Origin of the sequence: Bradyrhizobium sp. 482_C4_N1_8 (assembly GCF_052075965.1) — a bacterium.
Taxonomy (GTDB): domain Bacteria; phylum Pseudomonadota; class Alphaproteobacteria; order Rhizobiales; family Xanthobacteraceae; genus Bradyrhizobium; species Bradyrhizobium barranii.
On sequence record NZ_CP197231.1, the window covers coordinates 7,531,335 to 7,552,500 of the forward strand.

A 21,166-nucleotide genomic window follows, 5' to 3' on the forward strand; every position below is an offset into this window, starting at 1 on the left:
AGAACAATGGGAGACGTCATGTTGCGAATTTTGCGTAACACTGTTTTTGGGCTGCTGTTTCTTTCAACTCTCCTCAACGCCTCCCCTCCCGCCTCCGCCGCCGGCTACCCCGACCGCCCCGTGCACTGGATGATCGGCTTCGCCGCCGGCGGCCCCGTTGACATCGTGGCGCGGATCATGGCGCAAGCGCTCTCGGATCGCCTCGGCCAGCAATTCATCGTCGAGAACCGCGCCGGCTCCGGCGGCAACATCGCGGCCGCCGCCGCGATCAACGCGGCCCCCGACGGCTATACGCTGTTGTTCGTCGCGCCCAACAACGCGATCTCGACCTCGCTCTACAAGAAGCTGCCTTACGACTTCCTGCGCGACACCGTGCCGGTCGCGAGCATCATGCAGCTCACCAACATGCTGGTCGTCTCCAATGCGATGCCGGTGAAGACGGTTCAGGAGTTCATCGACTACTGCAAGGCCAATCCCGGCAAGATCTCCTTTGCCTCGTCCGGCAACGGCACCTCGGTGCACATGTCGGCGGAGCTGTTCAAGGTGATGACCAAATGCGACATGGTGCACGTGCCCTATCGCGGCTCCGCGATCGCCTTCCCCGACATCATCTCCAACAAGGTGCAGCTGATCTTCGACAACCTCCCCTCCGCGCTCGAGCAGTCGCGCGGCGGCACTGTCCGCGCCCTCGGCGTCACCTCGCCGCAGCGCTGGCCAACCGTGCCCGACGTGCCGGCGATCGCCGAGACCGTGCCGGGCTTCGAATCGGTCGGCTTCTACGGCATCTCCGCGCCGAAGGGCACGCCGCCCGAAGTGATCGAGATCCTCAACAAGGCCGTCGGCGAAGTCCTCAAGGACCCGAAGGTCATCGCGCGGCTGACCGAGAACGGCGGCATCCCGAAGCCGATGACATCAGCCGAGTTCGGCAAGCTGGTCGCCGACGAGACCGAGAAGTGGAAGAAGGTGGTGGAGTTCGCCGGGGTTTCGGTGGACTAGGGGTGGCCCTGCGCGGCGCCCGTAGCGCGCCAGCAAAGCATTCGGAGGGACCTGCAGGCCCCTCCGGAATCACAATGTGCGAAAACAACCCCATGCACAGTAGAAAAGCCACGTAATCACAATGGGTTACGGAAGCGAAAAAAGGGCCTTCGCGAGCCGATTTGACTCGTCGGGCAAAACAGGAGCATAAGGGCACCATCGTCAATTTCGGTAATTCAAAAATCACCGGCAATGCTGCGCCAGGGGTTTCCGTCCGCCGGAGCCAGCATTGCACCCCCGCCTCCATCCCTGTAAACGAACCGCGCACCGTTGCTGGCCGCACATCCGCGGCCGTCCCGCGGCGGGGCCTGTAGCTCAATGGTTAGAGCCGGCCGCTCATAACGGTCTGGTTGCAGGTTCGAGTCCTGCCGGGCCCACCAGCCTTCGCTCGCTTTGTCGCGCCAAATTGGGTCCGATTCGATTCCAGGGCTTCGCGTTCGGGCCAATACCGACCGTGAGTTCACTTTCGCTGACTACCATGCCGACGAACCTGGGGCATCACAGGGAGGTCGCGCGCTAATCGCGGATCACTTCGATGGCCGAGCGCTGGGGCCCTGGTTCAACAAGCTGCGCCGAGCAAGGATCGCTGAATTTGGCGGCGTGCCGTTCGCAAGTAGAGTAAAATCGTCAAGGCGAGCGGCAAACATCAGGCGTTAGAGCCCTGTGCGTGAGTGGGTTCGAGAGTTCCGCGACTATGTGCGAGCCTACCGGGCCTATGTCTCGGCCAACCTTTTGTGGGTCAGAGCGACGCATCGCAGTTCACTAGTCTAGGAGCGGGCTTGTAAACAAGGAGGCCGAACATGACTGCAATCTCCTCTTCACCCACCCGGCGCAGCCTCCTCGCAGGGTCAGTCGCAACTGGTGCCGTCAGCTTGCTGCCAATACATTTCGTCGCCGCACGCGCGCAATCGAAGCAAGGAGGGTCCCCGTTTGGTACGACCAAAGCCGACGCAATTCTTCCCTTCCGCGTCAATGTCCGGGGTGAAGACCTCGCTAATCTCCGCCGGCGCCTCGCGTCCACGCGCTGGCCCACCAAAGAGCTCGTTGAGGATCGGTCGCAGGGTGTGCAACTGGCGACGCTGCGGGCGCTCGCCCGCTACTGGTCGACTGAGTACGACTGGCGCAAGTGCGAGGCACGGCTGAACGCGTTGCCACAGTTCACGACCGTGATCGACGGGGTGAAGATCCATTTCATCCACGTCAAGTCCCGGCATGAGAACGCGCTGCCGCTGATCATGACGCACGGCTGGCCTGGCTCGGTCATCGAACTCCTCGATACCGTCGGTCCCCTGACTGACCCGACCAAGTATGGTGGCACTCCCGACGATGCATTCCACCTGGTGCTGCCGTCCTTGCCAGGCTACGGCTTCTCGGGTGAGCCGACCGAACTCGGATGGGACGCCGCGCGCATCGCGCGTGCGTGGACGGGGCTAATGGATCGCCTCGGCTACACGCGCTACGTCGCCCAGGGTGGCGACGTAGGAGCGGCAGTAACGGATGCGATGGGGCGCCAGGCACCCAAGGGACTTCTCGGCATCCACGTCAACTTGCTCGCGGGTGTGGCGGCAATGTCCGACAAGCTGCCCGCAGAATCCGAGAAGGAACGCGCGGCGCAGAAGGCGGCCGCGACGTTTAGGGCGAGTGGCTTTGGCTACTTCCTAGAGCAGTCGACGCGGCCACAGACGATCGGCTACTCCCTGCTGAATTCACCCCTCGGGCTCGCGAGCTGGATGCTCGACCATGACACGGACAGCTACTACAAGATTTCCCAAGCGTTCGTGGAGGGTAAGCCCGCGGGCAATCTCACCCGGGACAGCATCCTCGACAACATCACGCTGTACTGGCTGACGGGCACTGGGGCCTCGGCCGCACGGTGGTACTGGGAGGCCGGACAGGCCGCAGCCCGTGCGGCCGGCAAGTCTCCTCCTGCGGTCGCGGTTCCCGTGGGATTTTCGACGTTCCCCGGCGAAATCTTTGCTGCGCCCCGAAGTTGGGTCGAGATTATGTACCCCGGCCTCGCCTACTTCAGCGAGGTCGAACGTGGCGGACATTTCGCCGCCTGGGAGGAGCCGAAGCTGTTTTCAGATGAGGTACGCGCAGCCTTCAGATCATTGCGCAAATAACGGACCAGAGGCTCGACGGCTCGGGGTATTGCGACGAGACGCCAGCGCCCGGTCGAACCGGATGGTGCGTGCGAACAGCTTTGGTGCCATTCCGACTTGCGTCGCAAACCGGCGCTGGAATTGACTGGCTAAGGCCGGATTTTGCAACACAGTCCTTGATCCGCGCGCGGCCGCCGGCGGCGACCATCATCCGGGACGAGAGGCCGATCGCGCAGTCCTGCGTGCCGCTTTCGAGCATCGACCCGACCCAGCGCTCGACAATGTCGACGCGCTGAGCAAAATCACTTGCCATCCGCACCGCATCGCCAAGCGCCTCGGCGGATTTGCCTAGTCTAGCGGGCAACATGTTCGCTACTGCGGCGGGTGTGGGCGGACGCAGTTGCGCTCTTGGATCGATGCGGTGTTCATCTGCATCGACTGCGTGAAGCAAGGTCGTCGACTTCCAGAGAACGGTCCGGTGCCCCGAGCGGCAAATCAATTTTGCCGGGGGGCCCGGGCAGGCGATCTTCGCCAGCGCATCGATCAGCAATTCGCTGGTCCGAGGTCCGCGCGGGCACGGATTCGACAAACTGTCGGAATAGCGCCCGGGCCTGCTCCATGTCGAGCGTCGGTACGTCATGCATTGATTTGTTGGTCCTCTATACCAATCGCTAGCGCACAGGGCGGGCATTCAGGGCTCGATTGGTATCGCGATTCCGCGCCCGTGAGGACGTGCTTTCGCGGTCTTTCTTGTGTAATCTCTTTCTGTAGTCGTCGGGCCAACACTTAGATAGGCGACGCACGGATCACGGTGACCGCGGTGCAACAAATTGCGGACTGGCTCAAAAAGCTCGGCATGTCCGAGTATGCGCAGAGGTTCGCCGAGAACGACATTGATATGGCCGTTCTCCCCGACTTGACCGACCAACATCTCAAAGACCTTGGCGTTTCGCTCGGCCACCGGTTGAAAATGCTGCATGCGATCCGCGATCTCAGCAACGTCTCGGCTGCCGTAACGGCACCTTCTGCACTCGTGGATATCGAGCCAACTCGGCGAGACGACGCCGAGCGTCGCCAACTGACGGTGATGTTCACCGACCTCGTTGGCTCGACCGCGCTCTCGACCACGCTCGACCCAGAGGATCTGCGTTCGGTAATCGGCGCTTATCATAAGTGCGTCGCGGAGACGGTCGCCCGGTTCGACGGCTTCGTGGCCAGGTACATGGGCGATGGGGTGCTCATCTATTTCGGCTATCCCCACGCTCATGAGGATGATGCCGAGCGTGCCGTCCGCGCAGGACTGGCGATCATCGAGGCGATCGGCAATCTGGGTATCCAGGAGCCGCTCCGGGTGCGTATCGGGGTCGCGACAGGCTTGGTCGTGGTTGGCGATCTCGTTGGTGCCGGCGAGGCCCAGGAACGCGGGGTGGTGGGCGAGACGCCGAACCTGGCGTCTCGTCTGCAGGGGATCGCTGAGCCGAGCACGGTTGTCATCGCCGAAGGCACCCGAAGGCTGCTCGGAAACCTCTTCGAGCTACAAGACCTCCGGCCGCAGGACCTCAAGGGCATCGCCGCGCCAACGCGGGCCTGGGTGGCGTTGCGGGCGAGCTCCGTGGAGAGCCGCTTCGAGGCGCTACACGCAACTGGCCTGACTGCCCTCGTCGGGCGGGAGGAAGAACTCGAATTGCTTCTACAGCGTTGGGCCAGGGCAAAGACAGGTGAAGGCCAGGCGGTCCTGATCGCCGGTGAGGCTGGGATCGGCAAGTCGCGTCTCACTGCCGCGCTTCTGGAACGACTCGCCGGAGAGCCGCATACGCGTTTGCGCTATGTCTGCTCGCCGCAGCACACCGACAGCGCGCTATATCCGATCATCGGGCAGATGGAACGTGCCGCCGGGCTGGCGCACGACGATACACTGCACGCGAGGCTCGACAAGCTTGATACCCTGCTCGCTCAGACCTCGACCTCGATCGGGGACGCTTCGCTCTTTGCCGAGATGCTGTCGCTTCCGAATGATGGACGCTATCCCGCCCTCAAATTGACCCCGCAGCAGCACAGGCAGCGAACATTCGAAGCGCTCATCTCACAATTAGAAGCGCTTACACGGCAAAGCCCAGTCTTGATAATCTTTGAGGATGCGCATTGGACCGATCCTACGAGCCTAGAAGCTTTCGGCCGGATCGTGGCCAGGATTGAGACCCTTCGCGCGCTAATGATTGTGATATTCCGCCCGGAATTCGATCCGCCCTGGATCGGGCGGCAGCACGTGACCGCCATGACGATCAATCGGCTGACGAAACACCAAGTCGGCGCCATGATCGACGGCGTAGTCGGCAGCAAGCTGCTGCCGGCGGGCATCAGGCAGGACATCATCGAACGTACCGATGGCGTCCCCCTGTTCGTGGAGGAGATGACGAAGGCAGTGCTGGAGGCGGAGGGCCACGGCGCAGTCGAACGCACGATTGCCGTCATTCCGTCCCCGGCCTGGGCAGTCCCCGCAAGTTTGCACGCCTCATTGATGTCGCGGCTCGACCGGCTCGGCCCCGCCAAAGAAGTGGCACAGATTGGCGCGGCGATCGGCCGGGAGTTTTCGCATGCTCTCCTGGCGGCGGTGGTGCGCGTGCCAGCGGCGGAACTGGGATCAGTGCTGAACCGTCTCATAAAGGCTGGTTTGCTTTTCAGGTTAGGCTCGCCGCCGAATGCAACTTACCTATTCAAGCATGCTTTGGTGCGGGACGCGTCCTATAGCACGTTGCTGCGCCAGCCCCGCCGCGCGCTCCATGCACGCATTGCCGAAGCAATTGAAAGCCAATTCGCCGAAACAGCCGAGAGCCAGCCGGAACGGCTAGCACATCACTGCACTGAGGCCGGGCTGATCGAGAGGGCGGCGGCCTTATGGGGCAAGGCGGGACAGCGGTCGCTAGCGCGTTCAGCGCTAGTAGAGGCGACGGTTCAGCTAATCCGCGCTCTTTCACAGATTGCGACGCTGCCGGGCACACCAGCGCTGCGTGGCGACCAGATCAAACTGGAGGTCGCGCTTGTGAATGCCTTGATGAACACCAAGGGCCACGCGGCCCCTGAGACTATCGCATCTCTCGATCGAGCCCGCGCCTTCATCGAGCAAGCGGAGTCACTCGGAGAGCCCCCTGAAGACCCGTTGCTCCTGTTTTCAGTCCTCTATGGGTTCTGGGTCACGAACTATATAAAGTTCAAAAGCGACGCTCTCCTCGACCTTGCGACAGAGTGCTTGGCGCTTGCCGAGAAGCAGGGAACGATGGTTCCGCTCATGCTTGGGCATCGTATTATGGCTACGTCTCTGACGTGTACGGGCGTCCTTGCAGAAAGTCTGGCACATTACGATCAGGCGATCGCGATCTACGAACCCGCCGAGCATCGTACGCTGGCGGCTCGATTTGGCCAGGACATTAGGGTCGCAGCCCTATCCTATCGGTCCTGGGCTCTATGGCTTCTTGGCTTCCCCGAGGCTGCAGGCAGAGACGCTGAACAGGCGCTCAAGGAAGCGCGCGAGATCGGCCAAGCAGCCACTTTGATGTATGCCCTGTTCCATACATCCTTTACCCATATCTGCTGCGGAAACTATGCGGCAGCAAGCGCCGAAGCTAATGAACTTGTCCCCCTGGCAGACGAGAGAGGTTCATTGTTTTGGGGGTCGCTCGGAATGGTGGTCCAAGGTTGCGTCTTGGCCCTCACTGGGAAGGCCTCAGACGCGGTCCATGTGATCGACTCGGGTATCAGAGCACGTCGGTCAACGGCGGCAACAGCGCTAGTGCCATTCTGCTTGTCGTATCTGGCGGGCGCTCATGCTGAACTCGACCACTTCGATGATGCACGGGACTGCATTCGCGAAGCGATGACCCAGGTAGAAACAACCAAGGAAAGTTGGTTTGAGGCCGAGATCAAGCGCATGGCAGGCGAAATCGAGCTATCGTCGCCCAACCCAAACGCAACGAAAGCGGAAGAATATTTCGAACATGCGCTGGCGGTCGCTCGTCAGCAGCAGGCAAAGTCCTGGGAACTGCGTGCGGCTGTGAGCATGGCGCGGCTGTGGTACGATCAGGGCAAACGACAGCAGGCCCACGATATTCTCGCCCCGGTCTATGGTTGGTTCACCGAGGGTTTCGACACGCTGGACTTGAAGGAGGCCAAATCGCTGCTGGAGCAGCTCAAGGCATGAGCGAGAGCAGCGAAACGTCGCGCAATTGATCGCTCGAACAGGCGCGCGCATCGACGCCGCCATGACCGCAACCATCGATTTCAAAGGATCGCCGCGCGATGTCGGCGGATCGAGCTTGGCCGCCAAGCCTCGCAAACCGGCCGCGCTCGTTCGGCGTGATGCCGGTGCAGCGGATCGCGATCAAGGCCAATGCGCCGCCGTCAAAGGCGAGCATGCCGCCACATACCGTGCGTCGCGCCGCCACGAAAATACATCACCGGAATCGCATAGTTCGGAGCAAGTGCGAACCGATTGCTGCCTTTGCGACAGGCCCTATCAGGTGACGAACGGGCCTGGCCTTGCCGTCCCAAGTGGCCGCTGCTTGCGTAACTTTTGCGAACATCTCGCGGATACGGGGCTGGAACTCGATCAGTTCTACGATCTCGCACCCCCCCGCGATGGAATTGCGCACTGCATTAGCTTTTTCAGGCGCCACCTCTCCAAGACGAATTCGTTCCATCAGAGGACCGGCGCGAGCAGGCAGGGAAAAATAGGTGAAGCGGGCGCCCGAAAAAGACATCATCTGCTGGATCGTCGCGCCACACGCCTTGGTCTGCGCGACGGACCGCTGATAATCGTGCGGCTCGACGCAAAAACCGCAGTGCTGAAGACCGCTCCTTCCGGCCGCAAGGAAGGCGCGCCAGCTTGACGGCTCATTGTCGAGCGGCTGAATAAGCTCCAGCTGCACCCCGCCGACCTGGCAGAATCCGAACATGATCAGCGGGCGTGAGGGCCTCTCCAGATACTTGTTATCAGTGACCACCACCGGACCAACCGTGAGCCAGGGCCCGATACCCTGGTCTATCCAGCTCTTGATGGCTTGCTCAAGATCGGGCACCACATAGCCGAGCTGATCAGCGCTTTTCTCAAGCAACGGGATGTCCGCATCGATTGGCTTGCTGAGGCGCTCCATACGATTCTCCGGTGCTGCCGAACGTTGTCGCGCAGACGTTCCGCGACAACCTACTATAACCCTGGAAAATTGCAGTAGGACGGCTGTGCCGCGGTCGCGCGCAGATGCAGCTTTCCTGGCGGGACTCAATCAAGGGATCTAAGAGCAATCGGGTTACGATGTCCCCATTCATTCCAACCTGAACCCGATTACGCGTCGCGCTGGGTCAGGAAGTTTATGCAAGTGCGCAGCCATTCGAGGTCTGGACCTGCAGGCACACCGGCGAACGCCGAGTTGTGGAATTCGCGCGCTGCAGCCTCTGCAAATTCGGCTGCCGCTCGCTGCGCCCATGGGATGCTCCCGCCCTCCGCGATGATCTGATGTAGCCTCAGCACTTCACGCGGCAAACGTCGCTCGCGGGGCCGCGCCAGAAAGGTGCTAATCCACGCACGGTCAGTGGGATTCGCCCGACCCAGGGCGTGCGCGAGCAGAAGCGTCCGTTTGCCTTCCCAGAGATCTCCGTCGATCTCCTTGCCGTAACGCCCAATGTCGCCAACCAGGTTAAGAACATCGTCGGTGATCTGGAAAGCCAGTCCAAGCAGATAGCCAAACCGATCAAATCGACCGAGATTCTGGTCCTCGCCGTTGGCAACGAGTGCACCAATCCGCATGGGGTGAATGAAGCTGTACCAGGCCGTTTTCTTGAGCACGAGCCGCAGATAATCGTCTGTCGTAACTGTGAGATCATTGTCTCGTACCCATCCTAGTTCGTTGGCCTGCCCCTCCAAGGTCTCGACGACCATGTGATCGACTTCGTCGAAGATGCGCAGCGCCGTCACCGGGCCGAGCCGCTCGCCGGTCTTGCGGAAAAGGCGCATAGCGAGTGCGTTCATGGAATCGCCAGTGTTCACGGCAATTGGAATCCCGGCACGACGATGCATTGTCGCAACGCCACGCCGCCAGTCGCTACCGTCTTCAATATCGTCGTGCACGAGAAATGCATTGTGCAGCATTTCCAGGCCGGCGGCGGCAGGAAACGCATCCTCCGCGCGGCCGCCCAGCGCTCTCGCGGTCGCGATGCAGAGGGCAGGACGAAGGCCCTTGCCTGACCGGCCCATGAAATCCGTCACGAGCCCATACAGGTGGCGCTGCGGTTCCCACGTCGGTACACCTTCTGTGAGCATATCGGCCAGCATGTCGCGATACCACACCAGGCGGTCCAGAAAGCCGGCCGGGCCTACGATCTCGCCGGCCAATGGCACAGTATCCGCGACCTTGATCAACGCATCCTGCAGGGTGGGCACATCAACCAAGCGGCGCGCCATCGTCGCCGGGTCGACCGCATCAAGCGCGCCGACATCATCCGCGGCGGCACTGTGCGAGTCGAGCGTGTCGGCGACGGCATGGGTGAACGGCGATACCTGCTCGAGCAGGGAGCTCGCCAGCTCCAGCAGCGGCGACGCACCGCGTAAGGCGTGGGCAGCTACCTGCGCGAGTGAAGCGTCCCACGGCAGGCCGGCCTGGTATCGCGCAGCATCGTGCAGCCGCCATGGCAGGAGGATTTCAGGTTCGTGCAGCGGCCACAGCTCACAGCGGCTTCCGTCGAATTTCACGGCGTCAAGCAGGCCATTCACTGCGCGCCGAGCTGCCTCATTGGCTGCCTCCATCGTCGCGAGGTCGGTATGCGTGCGAACGTAGTCCGACGCCAGAAAAAGGTTTGGAATGGCGGTGGTCGCCTCGGGACGCAAGGCCCAGGTTTCGACTTGGTTCACCAGAAGCGGCTCGGAATTCCGTAGCCAGCCCGGGCGTGCGGGATCGTTCTCAATGTTTGCGCTGAGGAACCACGAATGCAAATCCTCATCGCGCAGCACCTCATCACCGGCATCATTGAGCGAGCGCTTGAGTTGATTCCATGTCTCGCGCACCACCTCTTCACGCGAGCACCGCATGGCTGGGCGTCCGTCCGATCCCGGCGCCGTCCAATCAGAAAGATCGACCGAGAGGATGCCGTGCACATCGCTGTCTCGGAACAGCTCAGACGGCACATCACGCCAGAACTGAAGCTGCGAGATGCTCGTGAGCGCCCATTCGGTGTCGATGTGAATCGCGTGCCCGTGCGCCGACGGCACCGCGCGGTGCAGATAGAACTGCACGCCGTTCATCCACTCCAGGTTCGGAGCCAGCGCGCGCAGGTTGGCGAGCGTCGGGTCGGCTGCCGCCAGGCGGTCGCTCACCAGGGGGGCGATGTCCTCGAGCGGGAGCGCCGCCACGTAGTGGTCGCCATGCACCATGATGCGCTGACCTTGCTGGCCCTGCTGGCGAGCGACGACGCCGGTGATCCGTCCGTTCTCGTAAAGGATCTCCTCGACCCGCGCGTTCTTGACGTACCGCACCCCTCTCGATTCGAGATACGCAAGCCACGGGTCGATCCAGACGAGATTCGTTGGCCCATCGAGCACGCGATCAGTCGATCCCGCGATCGGGTTCAGGATCGTGAGCACCAGCTGCACAAAGATGTCGCCGATGGTGCGCGCGCTGGCCTTGCGCGCTTTGGACGCCACCAGCGAGCGCGTAATGCCGGTGGCGAGGAACTTCTGGTATGACTCCGACCGCTGCTCGGCGCCGACGAACTCCCACCAGCTCGTGCGCTCGTATTCTGCGAGCCGGCGCTGGTGGCACGAAGTGAGTATCTGCCAGACGCGCGCACCGAAGAATGCCAGATCGTCGGGTGTGAGGCCAGTGGAGTGTTCGAACAACAGCAGGATGTCCCGCAACATGGTGCCGGCATCGCGGGGCGAGAGCGGAAAGCCGGCGGGTACGACGAACGGGGGCTCGTCGTATTGCGTGAACTCCAGTCGCGTGGTCGGCACCAGGTGATCCGCAACCTTGCTCCCGTCAAACGACGGTATGCGGCGCATTGTCTCGATTACGTGCTTGTAGAAACCTGGGAAGAATCGAAACCCATGCTCGCCGGGCACCCGATGCTGAACCGAACTCCCAGCGCCATCGGCGACCTGATGTCCGCTGGTGTCCTCGCCCTCGTGGAAGACGGGAATGCTGCGGGCCTTGCCTCCCGCAATATCGCCACTCTCGAGCACCACGACATCAAAGCCGCGCTCGACCAACTCGTGCGCGGCACTCATGCCGGCGACACCACCGCCCAAGACGATAACCCTAGTAGGCATGCTTCACCGAGCCATGACCACTTAGTCCGACTTTTAGCCAGCTTTGGAGGCGTCACCGAGCGCGCGGGACGCGATACATCGGATCAGTTTCGACGATCTCCCGAGCCCTTTCAAGCATGAGCTTCATTCACCCAAAGTTGCCAAACGTACGTCAGCAGCCATCTGTATTTGACCAAGTAGAAAAGCTCACGGTTTCTTGGCTGCGGCTTCCTCGGTCTCGATCTTCTCAAGCTGAGCCTTTGCCAGGTCGGCGTAGAACCCCTTGGGATGATGTTTCAAAAACGCTGTGACCGCAGTCCTGTTACCGATCTGCAGCGCGAGCCCAAGGTCGCGCCCTGGATCGGCCTGCGGATTGGCCTTAGCGGAAGCCGCGGGTTTGGGGTCTGGCTCAAGTTGACGGAATTTTCCTGTTTTCAGATCAACTGCGAGGGGAGTGATGATCCCCCCGTGCTCGTCAAGTAAATTAATGACCGATACACCGTCACTGCGGTTGGTCGACGCTTCCACAGTGAACTCGTCTTTCTGGCGCTTCGATACGATTGGAGGTTCATCATCGACGCTCACTGCTTTGGTTTGATTAATTTTCTGCTGGGCGGCCTCGTCATCGATCCGAAGGACAGATTTCAAAACTTCAATGTCTATTGGGATTTTCATTTGCATCTCCTCCCTAGTCTTTTGCCGAGGTGAAGTAGCGATCAAGCGACCCCGAGACATTTCTCCGTACACGCCGCGATCATCGGAAAATCTCAATCGCTACGGTGCCTCGAAATTTCGTGGCGCCTATGCCGTCAGCCGTATGATCGCATCGGGTTCCTTGATGCGCAGCGCCATCTTCTCGCACACACGGAAGACGAAATTCGGCTCGGCTGTGACCTGCAGGAACTGGACGCATAAATCTGTGGCGATGACTAGCTCGACTGGCTCGCCGCCAAGCGCCACAACCACGCCGGACCGCAGACCGGGAGCGACGTCAAGCGTGGACGAGCGGAGCAGCGGACCGCCGCCCAGGAACGGGAGGATGCGATCTTGCGGCAATACAAGAGCTTCCGTTGGCGACTGAGCGACGAGAAACATCTGCTGGTCAAGAACCACCGCGAACGGTCCGAAGTGGCCCCGCTCTTCCAGGCGGCCAATGGCGTCGGCTATCCCGGCCACCAGCCGCGCGTCTCTGTCTGGCTGCTGCAATTGAATATTAACCTGCTGCGCCTGAACGGCGGCTGAGTTTGTCCAAAGTCCACGGCTTACCCCCCCGCCGGTGATTTCCCAGAGCCTTTGCCGTGGGCCGACATTTATGGGAGGGGCAAACCTATCCTGTCCCAGGAATGCCGGGTCTGGCACCAATCCCCTGAAGACGACGGCGTCCTCAAGACGAGCCAGTACGTTGGCAGCGCGCCGGAATAAGGCCAGCACGCTGGTCATCTCCGGATCGGCCATCTGCGCACCCCGCACGGACACTCTTACCTGTAAGGTCGCCAACTGGATGACATCCCTGTCCTGGATACGTAATGGCCGCGGAGCAACCTGGACAACTTCCTCCCTCACGAAGTCGGTATCTCCGGGCAGCGGTCCAAGCAGCGGAAGGAACGTCGCCGCGATCCGTACGCGGCTAGCTTCCTCTTGAACGACTTTGTTGACGCGAGCCCACTGCTCGTCGGTCCAAGGCACTTGCGGGTTATCGGTTGTCATCTCAAAGGCCCCCCTAATTTAATACATCGGGAACGAGATGTCGTTCGTCCTTGCGCACGAACGCAAATATCTTGAGCTCAGAACACCGTTGGCGCGCACTCCACGAGTGCGGCTTCTATTGAGTCTTCACTCCACATGTTTTGCGGCCCCCGCTGTTACGACGTATATGTCGTACGCGGCGCGCAGCTTCTTCATGTCCACCCTGCCAACGCCAATACACTGGGCGCGGTTGAGCCAAGCGAGTTCTTTGTCAGCGGTCGCGTAGGTCGGAGCAAGAACGAACGGCGGCAGTATACCGAAGTCGCCGCGGATGGCACGTGCGTAGCCGTCCGCACCCAGGTCGAGGATGCCATCATACAAGCAGTCGATCCGCGCACCAGACCGCGTCTGCAGACACTCCGTCACATTGACTATTCCAACACCGTCCTTGCGGATGCGCAGCCAGTTGATCCCGCCGGGCCGGACGATCCCCTCGAAGCGCGGCCCAACGAAGCGTCCTTCCGTGACGTGCAAGTTGACCCGCAGTCCATCCGGCATAACGCCTATTACCTCCGTACGGATGGCCACCGTGCCGGCCCAGAGGAACGTGGCATCCCAGTCCCAGCGAGGCTCGCCCGCAGGTAGAGCAGCGGTCTCGACCGGGGCCGCTCCGCAACCCACCTGATACCGGGGACATTTGGCGGACTCCCGTAGGCGCGGAGAGATCGGCTGGCCGGCAAAGCCAAGCACCGGCAGAAACTCCACCGTTCCGCCGGATTGGCCCGGCAGGAGCGCCCGGAATAGCCGACCGTTCGCACCGTGGACGCGCGGCGCGGATTGCCCGATTGCCTGGCGGACCGGGCCTCCGTTCACCCGGTACTCTACCGTGACAGCGTGACCCGGCCGCACTGGAGAGACCGCTACCGTGACCGATGCCGGGGTTCCCGGAGAAATCACTGCAGCGGGCACGGGCGTATCCGCCTCGCCCCATCGCAGCTCCGAGCCGTCCCGTGCGCGCTGCATCGAAGGCATGCATGCTGCCTTAGCTTGAGCTTCATCCGTTTGCAGCGTCAGGGAAGGCGCCGGAAGAAACCGGTCACACGCCGGAATAGGTGAGGGCTTTGCCGCAGCTTCCGCAAAAACGCACGGCCGTCTATTGACGAATCCGCGCGACGGGGAATTCACGGGACGCTCCGCGGCGTGAGATCGAGACCCCTGCGCATCCGCCATGCTTCGTCCTCCTCGGCGAGGATTTCGAGTGCGCGCGCAATGAGATCGCCGGGATTGGTCACCAAGGGGGGGGCGCAAGGCGCCGCCTGCCGCACCGAGGAGTCTCCCGAGCGCGCAGCGTTTTGGCGTACCGATTGAAGCGCGTCAGAAGGCTGTCGAAGAAGGCCGCGCTTTTGGGCCGCCCCGGTTTGGACGCCAGCCGCATCGGCAAGTCCCGGCAAACGCGACAGCGGCGACGCCCCCGGGGGAGAGAGCCCCGAGTCCTCGACCGCGCTTTTCGATCCATAGCATTTGCCTGGCATTTGCTCGACCGACTTCGCATTCTGGTTCTGTCTAATAGACTATATTGTATTGCGTGTACAGGACAGGGGCTGCTGCCGGTAGTTGGCGACCTGCTGGATCTCCCCACGCCGGCGCCAGTCCGCTTGCGACGGCTAAAAACCGCGTGCCAGCGGCGCGATACGCTATCGCAAGGCGGATCTGTAGAACCCGATATCGTCTTGGATCACCGCGTCCAGTCCGACTGGTACGCGAGCAGGATTTGCCAGATCAAGCTTCCGAAACACGATCTTGTCGCGCCAGACCTTTCGCAAAAAATCCTCAAATACGAGAATTGTCAGTTGTTCACCCGCACATCGTCGGTATCCAAAGCCGAACGGAGCAAAGCCGGCATAGTCACAAACCGGGTAGCTTCGTTCGTCCGCAACGACAAATAAGGTGCCGAAGCCGCTATTTGTAATATGGGCGTTTCGTCCGTCCTTGACCTTGAAATTGGTGATGTCGAACGGGCACCGTGCCAGGCCGATTTGCCGACACTTGTCATCGTTGATCTGCGCGCTGGTCGGGACGCGGAGATATCGTTGCGGATCGAACGTATTCGGATCCGTCCAGTGAACCGGATCCAGGCTGGTGCTGGCATGCGGCGTGGATACATAGCTGTCTCTTTCAAACGGCATGCCGAGCTTTTGCTGCGGAGCCTCCCCGCGGACGCTTAATCTCGCATCATGGATGGCGGAGACGCTGCCACCGTTCGGCGAAATCACGCGAAACAATTCCATTACGAATAGCTCAAGTGGCGAGAAAGACGCACCTCCGGCAGTGTCGAAATTTCCGCTCATTGTCTTCTGAAATGATGCTCGCACGGCCTGGTCGCCGCGGTCTTCCGACAGGAGCGACATGACCCGGAAAATCGCATTGCCCCATTGGCTTAGCGCGACGAAATCGTGGAGGCACTCAATGACCATGTCCTTCTTGCTGAAATGACCGCCGTCCTGGGCATTCTTCAGCCAATGCCAAGCCATGGTTCTCTCGGGATTTTTGATTTTGCCCGATTGGATATCGTCGATGCGTTTGCCGATCCACGATTTGAGAAAATCCTGAAGCTCACGAACCTTCATATAGTTTTGGTAGGTAACTGGCAGCAACGGATCCCGATAGGCAAAGACCGTATTGAACGCCTCTCCTATTTCACGAACCTCACGGGGAATATCGCTGCCAACAAGTCCAAGGTGAAGGTCCCAATAGAGGTCGAAATAGTGGTCGAGGTAATGCTGCATGAATGGCCTGTCAGCGAATTTCTGATCTAAGAGCTTGTCAAAGAAAGCTGTAACTTTGGCGCGGTACATCGGCTTATAGAGATCGGGCGTCACCGCCGAAAAATAGATTCGCTTGCGAAGATTATTCTGACCCCGCTTCTCGAGACCTTGCAGGAAAACCATCACGCCCTCCTCAGGGGTCGGTTTCCAGTCACGATAGATGAGACCAAAACGATCACGAGGGAGTGCATTCTCCTTACTGAAATTAAGGTCAATCATTGGCAAAAGGGGCCGCTCCCCTTCGTAAACGTTCGTCAGGAAGAACGGTATGACGACTTTCTCGACGTAGATCGGATCGAAATTGGCAGGAATCGCGGCGCGAAAACGTTCAACCGCGGTGATGATCTGCTCCGGTATCGGTGACTGTGCTGCAGCGCTGGACGCCTCTTGTGCTCGCTCCCCCACCCGCACCACGTACATGTCGAACTGCGCGCGAAGCGCGCTCATGTCCACCTTCCCCACACCGATGCACTGGACGCGATTGAGCCATTCGAGCCTCGGATCCGCAGTCTCATATGTCGGTGTGACCACGGCGGAGATTTGCTGGTCATACTCACCGCGCAGCGCCCGAGCGTAGCCGTCGGGACCAAAATCGGCGACCCCGCCGTAGGCGCCGTACACGCGAACACGGTCCCGCGTCTCGAAACACGCCCGGACGTTGACGATCGCAATTCCATCCGGGCGGATATGCATCCAGTCCGCCGCGCCGGGTAACACGACGGCATCGTGACCCGGCCCAACGAAGGTCCCTTCCGTGATGTGCCAATTGACCCGGAGGCCGTCGGACATTGGGCCGACCAATTCTTTGCGGAGCACCACCTTCAATGATCCGAGGAAGCTCGTATTCCAAGCCAAGCGGAATGGGGCAGAGGCGGCCTCTTCGGATGCCCCCCAACGAAGGCGCGAGCCGGCGTTTGCCATTCCCTCGCATGCAGCCGAACTGTCGCGGGCGCAACGCGGGGTCTGATCCGCCAGGCCGGTGATCACCCCCCGCACCTTGGGAAAAAAACCCAGCACTTTGGGCGTGAAGCCCCATGCGAGAAGGGTCCGACCTTCCTCCGAGCTCCGGTCGAAGTGCAAAGATCCTGGCATCACCGGTTGCAGCCGAGGGGCGACATCGCTTCGCCACTGCCAGCAAACGACCGACCCCTGCCCGATGCGCGCGACCGCCGGGTAGACGCATTCGGCACCGCGCGGAAGCGCCTGCAGCGTGACGCCGGCTGTTTTGGCCGCCTGAGCTACCACTGACTCGTATGCCGTCGGATCCCCGGTAAGCGCCAGGTCTCCCTGGACGACGCCACGTCTGTGCTGGTCTTTGATCGACAAGTGGAGCCGGCGACCGATGCACGCCATATCGATGGTCCCGGGCCGCTTGTCGGTACCCATGCGCTCACGGCCGACGTCGATCGCAACCTGGGTTGTATCGAGCAGTCGGAACATGTACATCCGCGCTTCGTTCTCATACACCGCCATTGCGGGATCGAACGATCCATCAAGCATCACAAGCACGCTCGATGAGCCGTTGGAGGCCGCCCTCAGGGACGCATGGCTTTCGGGAGCGTTGTCCGCCACGGCAGCAACCACTATGAACATGGCGGCATACGGCCGGATCGAGGTGTCGGTGAACTTATTCGACCAGAGCTGTGCGACAGCCGCGTGCCTGCCGTCCGCGTACTTCAAGATTATCGGCCTGTAGCCACTGCCGGCCAATGCGGCATTCACGAGAGGTACATTGGAGCACTCGCCGTAGAGGTGCACCATTTGACCGTTATAATACTGAAGCTCATTCGGCACGACTGCGCCGCTGGCGGTCGTATAGGTCTTGCCCGTGATGATGTACTTGTCGAAGAGTGGTTCGTACCGCTCATTATCGATATCGGACGGTGGCGGCACGAACGCGTCCAAAGTCAACTTGCTCTTCGCTTCTCGGGACAGTTGCTGCTCGAAGGTGCGAAGGACTTCTTGAACGTCCTCTTTGCTATGAGGAATCTGCAAGAGTCGAATGACATCCGAATTTCCGAGCTCGCCGGCTGCGGCGAGCCGAGAGGCCTCGCGGATCATTCCGCTGCTACGAATCGCTGTGCCCACGCTGGTCTCCCTTGAATAGAATGAACCGCGCCAGGAGCCGCGCCGCTTTGTCCGTTCGAACCATTATTCCTGAGCGCGAATGTCGGAATTTATAATATCCTGCTGGTCCTTGCGAATGCCACACTTATCCACCTCCTGGAAGTGATCCGACTTGAGGTATGTGTTGGGCCTCAAGGAGGACTACAAACGGCAAAAACGCTACATGCCCGAAGAGATCGTCGCGAAGCCTGCGGTAGGTCGAATGTCCTGGTCTCGCAGTGCAAAACATGTCCAGGCGATCGGCCAGATCGGCGTGGGCCCTTTCGTCGGCGAGGAATTTCTGGAGGTGTAAACAGCACGCCGCCAGCGCCAACAGAAAGCCTAGCCCGCAAGTCCGCGCGGGCGGTGGCTTGCATTAGCGGCACATGAGGTCGCGGCCGTGCGACCTCAATTTCCGGTGCGATTAATTTCGCACTGCAGCTGTTCGAAAAGAATCCGTATCGCGGGTTGCGGCGCGTCATCGACATTTCCGGCGATGGGCCGAACAACGACGGAGCCCCCGTAACCGGCGCGCGCGACGCTGCCCTGGAGAAAGGCATCATCATCAACGGCCTCCCGATCATGGTGAAGGAGCCATCCCTCTCGACGACCGATATCGAGAACCTCGATCTCTATTACGAGGACTGCGTGATCGGAGGGCCGGGCGCCTTCATCATGACGATCAAAGATCGCGAAAAATTCCAGGCAGCGATCCGGACCAAGCTTGTTCGCGAAGTTGCGGGCCTCACGCCAGAGAGCGGGATCGTCCCAGCCGCCGAGAAAGAGCCCCGGGTGCCCTGTCTGATCGGCAAAAAAATCGCAGGAGCGCGGCCGGCGGTGAGTGTCGAGACGATCATTCAGAGCCGCCGGGCGAACAAACTTTGGACAGCAGTTTATCATGGTCGCAGCCCCACGCGTCGGGACATTGGAGCTGCTAACGTCCGTTCGTGGCCTACACCGACGAAATCCCGCGCTCGTCCCAATGACGGCTGTTAAGGGGCGACCGGAAATGGCTAACATATGGCCAAAACAACGCGACTGGCGAGTAGGCTTTGGAAACTGTGCCCCAGCAGGCCGTAGTCAGCATATATTTGGGCACAAGGAGGTGCGAAATGGCGACAGCAGCTACCCAAGTCGTTCTTGATACGCCGGCGCCCGTGTTCCAGCTTCCGGCCACCGACGGCAAGATTTACGCACTGGACGACGTTGCGGGCGAAAAAGGCACGGTCGTCGTCTTCATCTGCAACCATTGTCCCTATGTCAAAGCGGTGATCGACCGCATGGTTTCGGACGCCCGCGTGCTGATGTCGGAGAGCATAGGCTTTGCGGCGGTTTGCTCGAACGATGCGGCGAACTATCCCGAAGACTCGTTTGAGAATATGAAGCGTTTCGCGAGGGCTCATGATTTCCCGTTTCCATATCTCCACGACGAGACCCAGACAGTCGCTCGGGCGTATGGGGCGGTCTGTACGCCGGACTTCTTCGGTTACAATGCCGACCGCAAGCTCAAGTATCGCGGCCGGCTCGACGAAGGGCGTGCGACTCCGCCTCGCGCGGGGGCGCCCCGAGAGCTTGTCGAGGCCATGCGCGCGATTACGACCACCGGTCTTGCGCCGGCTGACCAAAAGGCGTCTATTGGCTGCTCGATCAAATGGAAGGACGAATGAAGCCGATCCCTGTCAACAGGTTTCGTATCTGAGACCGCCGCGTGCGGCAGCATTTGCTGCACATGTGCGATTTGACTAGCGGCATCACGAGGACCCTGCGGCTGCTGCCGGAGTCGCGTTCGCCCCTTCTCCTTCAGGTCTGCTTCCGGGGCAACACGAGGCTTCGGCTCCTACAATCCGACCCGTCAGTGCTGCGTCGCTTTTGCGACACCGATCGACTCCTGTCGAGCGCTCGGACCAGATTTGCTCACCCTGAGTTCTTCCGGTGTTGGCCCGTTTGGGGCACGCCAACCGGCCCGGAAACTGTCCGCTTGTCGAGGGGAGACGGGAAGTGGCTCGCCCGCGGTCAAAATGGCGTATTGACTCCAACCGGACGTTGCGCACCCCAAGACAGGAACTGTGGTATCCTCCGTCAAATGCGATGGGACGGTTCAACGAAAGCGGCTGCCCCCTCTAGTGGCACTTACTTCGCGTCCTCGTGTCCTCGCCGGGCTCCGGGACAGCACAAAATGGCCTGGCATCCCCACCTCTTAGGCGCCTGCTCGGCCCGCGCCGACGAGGTGATCGAATGAGCGCGCTAGGCAAGCTGGTGCGATCCTGCCGGCGGAAGACCGGTCCGAGTAAGGGGTAACGCTCTCCCGGGTTCGAGGAGGACCAGCGTCGTGAAGCGGGACTTCGACCTCATCGTCTATGGCGCGACGGGTTACACCGGCCGTCTCGTCGCCGAATATCTGACGACGTCCTATCGCGGCGACGATGCTCCGTCCTGGGCGATCGCGGGACGCTCGACCGACAAGCTTCAGAAAGTGCGTGCCGACATCGGCGCACCAGACGATTTGATTTTGGTGAAAGCGGATGCCGGCGAACCGGCCAGCCTACGTTCGATGTGCGAGCGTGCGGCCGTGATTATCACGACGGTCGGGCCTTATCAGCTTTACGGCCCCGAGCTTGTGGCGGCCTGCGCGGCCACCGGCACTAGCTATGTCGATCTGTGCGGCGAACCGGCATGGATGCGGCGCATGATCGACGCCCATCACGAAGAGGCGAAACGGACCGGCGCGCGCATCGTCTTCTCCTGCGGCTTCGATTCCATCCCGTTCGATCTCGGCGTGCTCACGTTGCAGGAGAAGGCGCGCGAGAAATTCGGACGCCCGGCGCGGCGGGTTAAAGCCCGCCTGCGCAAGGTGAAAGGCGGCATGTCGGGCGGCACCGCAGCGAGCGCCCAGGCGACGTTGGCGGCCGCGGCGCGCGACCCGGCCCTGATCCGGCTGCTGACCGATCCCTTCGCGCTGACACCGGGGTTCACCGGGCCGTCTCAGCCGTCGGGCCTTATCCCCGAATACGACCCGAGCATGAACGTGTGGCTCGTGCCGTTTCCCATGGCGCCGGTCAACACCAAGAACGTACACCGCACGAATTTCCTGTTGGGTCATCCCTACGGCACGGACTTCGTTT

The 21,166-nt window shown here is 61.1% G+C and carries 14 protein-coding genes, 1 tRNA gene and 1 pseudogene (1 of these 16 running past the window's edge); 8 read left to right on the forward strand and 8 right to left on the reverse strand.

Annotation, left to right across the window (positions count from 1 at the left end; all coding sequences use genetic code 11):
• Window positions 1–18 precede the first annotated feature (18 nt).
• The 3 genes from AB7Z56_RS35670 (at window position 19) to AB7Z56_RS35680 (ending at window position 3,158) form a co-directional block, all read left to right on the forward strand.
• The gene (locus AB7Z56_RS35670; RefSeq protein WP_063986651.1) at window positions 19–996 is read left to right on the forward strand and encodes a Bug family tripartite tricarboxylate transporter substrate binding protein; all 978 of its coding nucleotides are present in this window, start codon (window positions 19–21) and stop codon (window positions 994–996) included.
• 343 nt (window positions 997–1,339) lie between these two features.
• Window positions 1,340–1,415 (forward strand) — tRNA-Ile (locus tag AB7Z56_RS35675).
• Between the two features lie 420 nt (window positions 1,416–1,835).
• Window positions 1,836–3,158 (forward strand): epoxide hydrolase family protein, encoded by a 1,323-nt coding sequence (locus AB7Z56_RS35680; RefSeq protein WP_231144285.1) that lies wholly within the window; start codon window positions 1,836–1,838, stop codon window positions 3,156–3,158.
• On the opposite strand, the gene AB7Z56_RS35685 is transcribed toward AB7Z56_RS35680, so the two are convergent.
• Window positions 3,139–3,687, reverse strand: a complete 549-nt coding sequence (locus AB7Z56_RS35685) for a hypothetical protein (protein ID WP_187387803.1) — start codon at window positions 3,685–3,687, stop codon at window positions 3,139–3,141. The two genes, AB7Z56_RS35680 and AB7Z56_RS35685, sit on opposite strands and share 20 nt — an antisense overlap.
• 261 nt (window positions 3,688–3,948) lie before the next feature.
• On the opposite strand from AB7Z56_RS35685, the gene AB7Z56_RS35690 reads away from it, so the two are divergent.
• Window positions 3,949–7,332 (forward strand): adenylate/guanylate cyclase domain-containing protein, encoded by a 3,384-nt coding sequence (locus AB7Z56_RS35690; RefSeq protein WP_084795286.1) that lies wholly within the window; start codon window positions 3,949–3,951, stop codon window positions 7,330–7,332.
• Here AB7Z56_RS35690 and AB7Z56_RS35695 read toward each other — a convergent pair.
• From AB7Z56_RS35695 to AB7Z56_RS35725, 7 genes are all read right to left on the reverse strand, one after another.
• A complete protein-coding gene (locus AB7Z56_RS35695; RefSeq protein WP_231144284.1) occupies window positions 7,322–7,576 on the reverse strand; it encodes a hypothetical protein in 255 nt (84 codons plus the stop codon). The two genes, AB7Z56_RS35690 and AB7Z56_RS35695, sit on opposite strands and share 11 nt — an antisense overlap.
• Before the next feature lie 9 nt (window positions 7,577–7,585).
• On the reverse strand, window positions 7,586–8,284 hold the full coding sequence (locus AB7Z56_RS35700; protein ID WP_063985278.1) for a VOC family protein: 699 nt from the start codon (window positions 8,282–8,284) through the stop codon (window positions 7,586–7,588).
• Window positions 8,285–8,472: 188 nt separating this feature from the next.
• Window positions 8,473–11,448 carry an FAD-dependent oxidoreductase gene (locus AB7Z56_RS35705; RefSeq protein ID WP_354233807.1) on the reverse strand — a complete coding sequence of 992 codons (2,976 nt, stop codon included), beginning with the start codon at window positions 11,446–11,448 and terminating at the stop codon, window positions 8,473–8,475.
• A gap of 186 nt (window positions 11,449–11,634) precedes the next feature.
• On the reverse strand, window positions 11,635–12,102 hold the full coding sequence (locus AB7Z56_RS35710) for a hypothetical protein (RefSeq protein WP_187387804.1): 468 nt from the start codon (window positions 12,100–12,102) through the stop codon (window positions 11,635–11,637).
• 126 nt (window positions 12,103–12,228) lie between these two features.
• Window positions 12,229–13,134: an encapsulin gene (locus AB7Z56_RS35715; protein ID WP_063985281.1), complete on the reverse strand. Its 906-nt coding sequence runs from the start codon at window positions 13,132–13,134 to the stop codon at window positions 12,229–12,231.
• Between the two features lie 126 nt (window positions 13,135–13,260).
• On the reverse strand, window positions 13,261–14,343 hold the full coding sequence (locus AB7Z56_RS35720; protein ID WP_084795288.1) for a DUF3237 domain-containing protein: 1,083 nt from the start codon (window positions 14,341–14,343) through the stop codon (window positions 13,261–13,263).
• A 464-nt stretch (window positions 14,344–14,807) separates the two neighbouring features.
• On the reverse strand, window positions 14,808–18,026 hold the full coding sequence (locus tag AB7Z56_RS35725; RefSeq protein WP_187387806.1) for a DUF3237 family protein: 3,219 nt from the start codon (window positions 18,024–18,026) through the stop codon (window positions 14,808–14,810).
• Window positions 18,027–18,189: 163 nt separating this feature from the next.
• On the opposite strand from AB7Z56_RS35725, the gene AB7Z56_RS35730 reads away from it, so the two are divergent.
• The 4 genes and pseudogenes from AB7Z56_RS35730 to AB7Z56_RS35745 all read left to right on the forward strand — a co-directional run.
• Window positions 18,190–18,357: a hypothetical protein gene (locus AB7Z56_RS35730; RefSeq protein WP_187387807.1), complete on the forward strand. Its 168-nt coding sequence runs from the start codon at window positions 18,190–18,192 to the stop codon at window positions 18,355–18,357.
• An 80-nt stretch (window positions 18,358–18,437) separates the two neighbouring features.
• A pseudogene (locus tag AB7Z56_RS35735) lies at window positions 18,438–18,863 on the forward strand (DUF1194 domain-containing protein); the annotation flags it as partial.
• A gap of 293 nt (window positions 18,864–19,156) precedes the next feature.
• Complete coding sequence (locus AB7Z56_RS35740; protein ID WP_063985283.1) at window positions 19,157–19,711, forward strand: thioredoxin family protein; 555 nt, start codon at window positions 19,157–19,159, stop codon at window positions 19,709–19,711.
• Between the two features lie 662 nt (window positions 19,712–20,373).
• On the forward strand, window positions 20,374–21,166 hold the 5' portion of the coding sequence (locus AB7Z56_RS35745; RefSeq protein ID WP_063985284.1) for a saccharopine dehydrogenase family protein. Its footprint extends 377 nt past the window's final position; only the first 793 of its 1,170 coding nucleotides appear in the window; it begins with the start codon at window positions 20,374–20,376; the stop codon falls past the right edge of the window.

Coding starts and splice junctions, on each gene's coding strand:
- AB7Z56_RS35670 (WP_063986651.1), top strand. CDS start 19: ATGTTGCGAATTTTGCGTAACACTGTTTTTGGGCTGCTGTTTCTTTCA.
- AB7Z56_RS35680 (WP_231144285.1), top strand. CDS start 1,836: ATGACTGCAATCTCCTCTTCACCCACCCGGCGCAGCCTCCTCGCAGGG.
- AB7Z56_RS35700 (WP_063985278.1), bottom strand. CDS start 8,284: ATGGAGCGCCTCAGCAAGCCAATCGATGCGGACATCCCGTTGCTTGAG.
- AB7Z56_RS35705 (WP_354233807.1), bottom strand. CDS start 11,448: ATGCCTACTAGGGTTATCGTCTTGGGCGGTGGTGTCGCCGGCATGAGT.
- AB7Z56_RS35710 (WP_187387804.1), bottom strand. CDS start 12,102: ATGAAAATCCCAATAGACATTGAAGTTTTGAAATCTGTCCTTCGGATC.
- AB7Z56_RS35715 (WP_063985281.1), bottom strand. CDS start 13,134: ATGACAACCGATAACCCGCAAGTGCCTTGGACCGACGAGCAGTGGGCT.
- AB7Z56_RS35720 (WP_084795288.1), bottom strand. CDS start 14,343: ATGGCGGATGCGCAGGGGTCTCGATCTCACGCCGCGGAGCGTCCCGTG.
- AB7Z56_RS35740 (WP_063985283.1), top strand. CDS start 19,157: ATGGCGACAGCAGCTACCCAAGTCGTTCTTGATACGCCGGCGCCCGTG.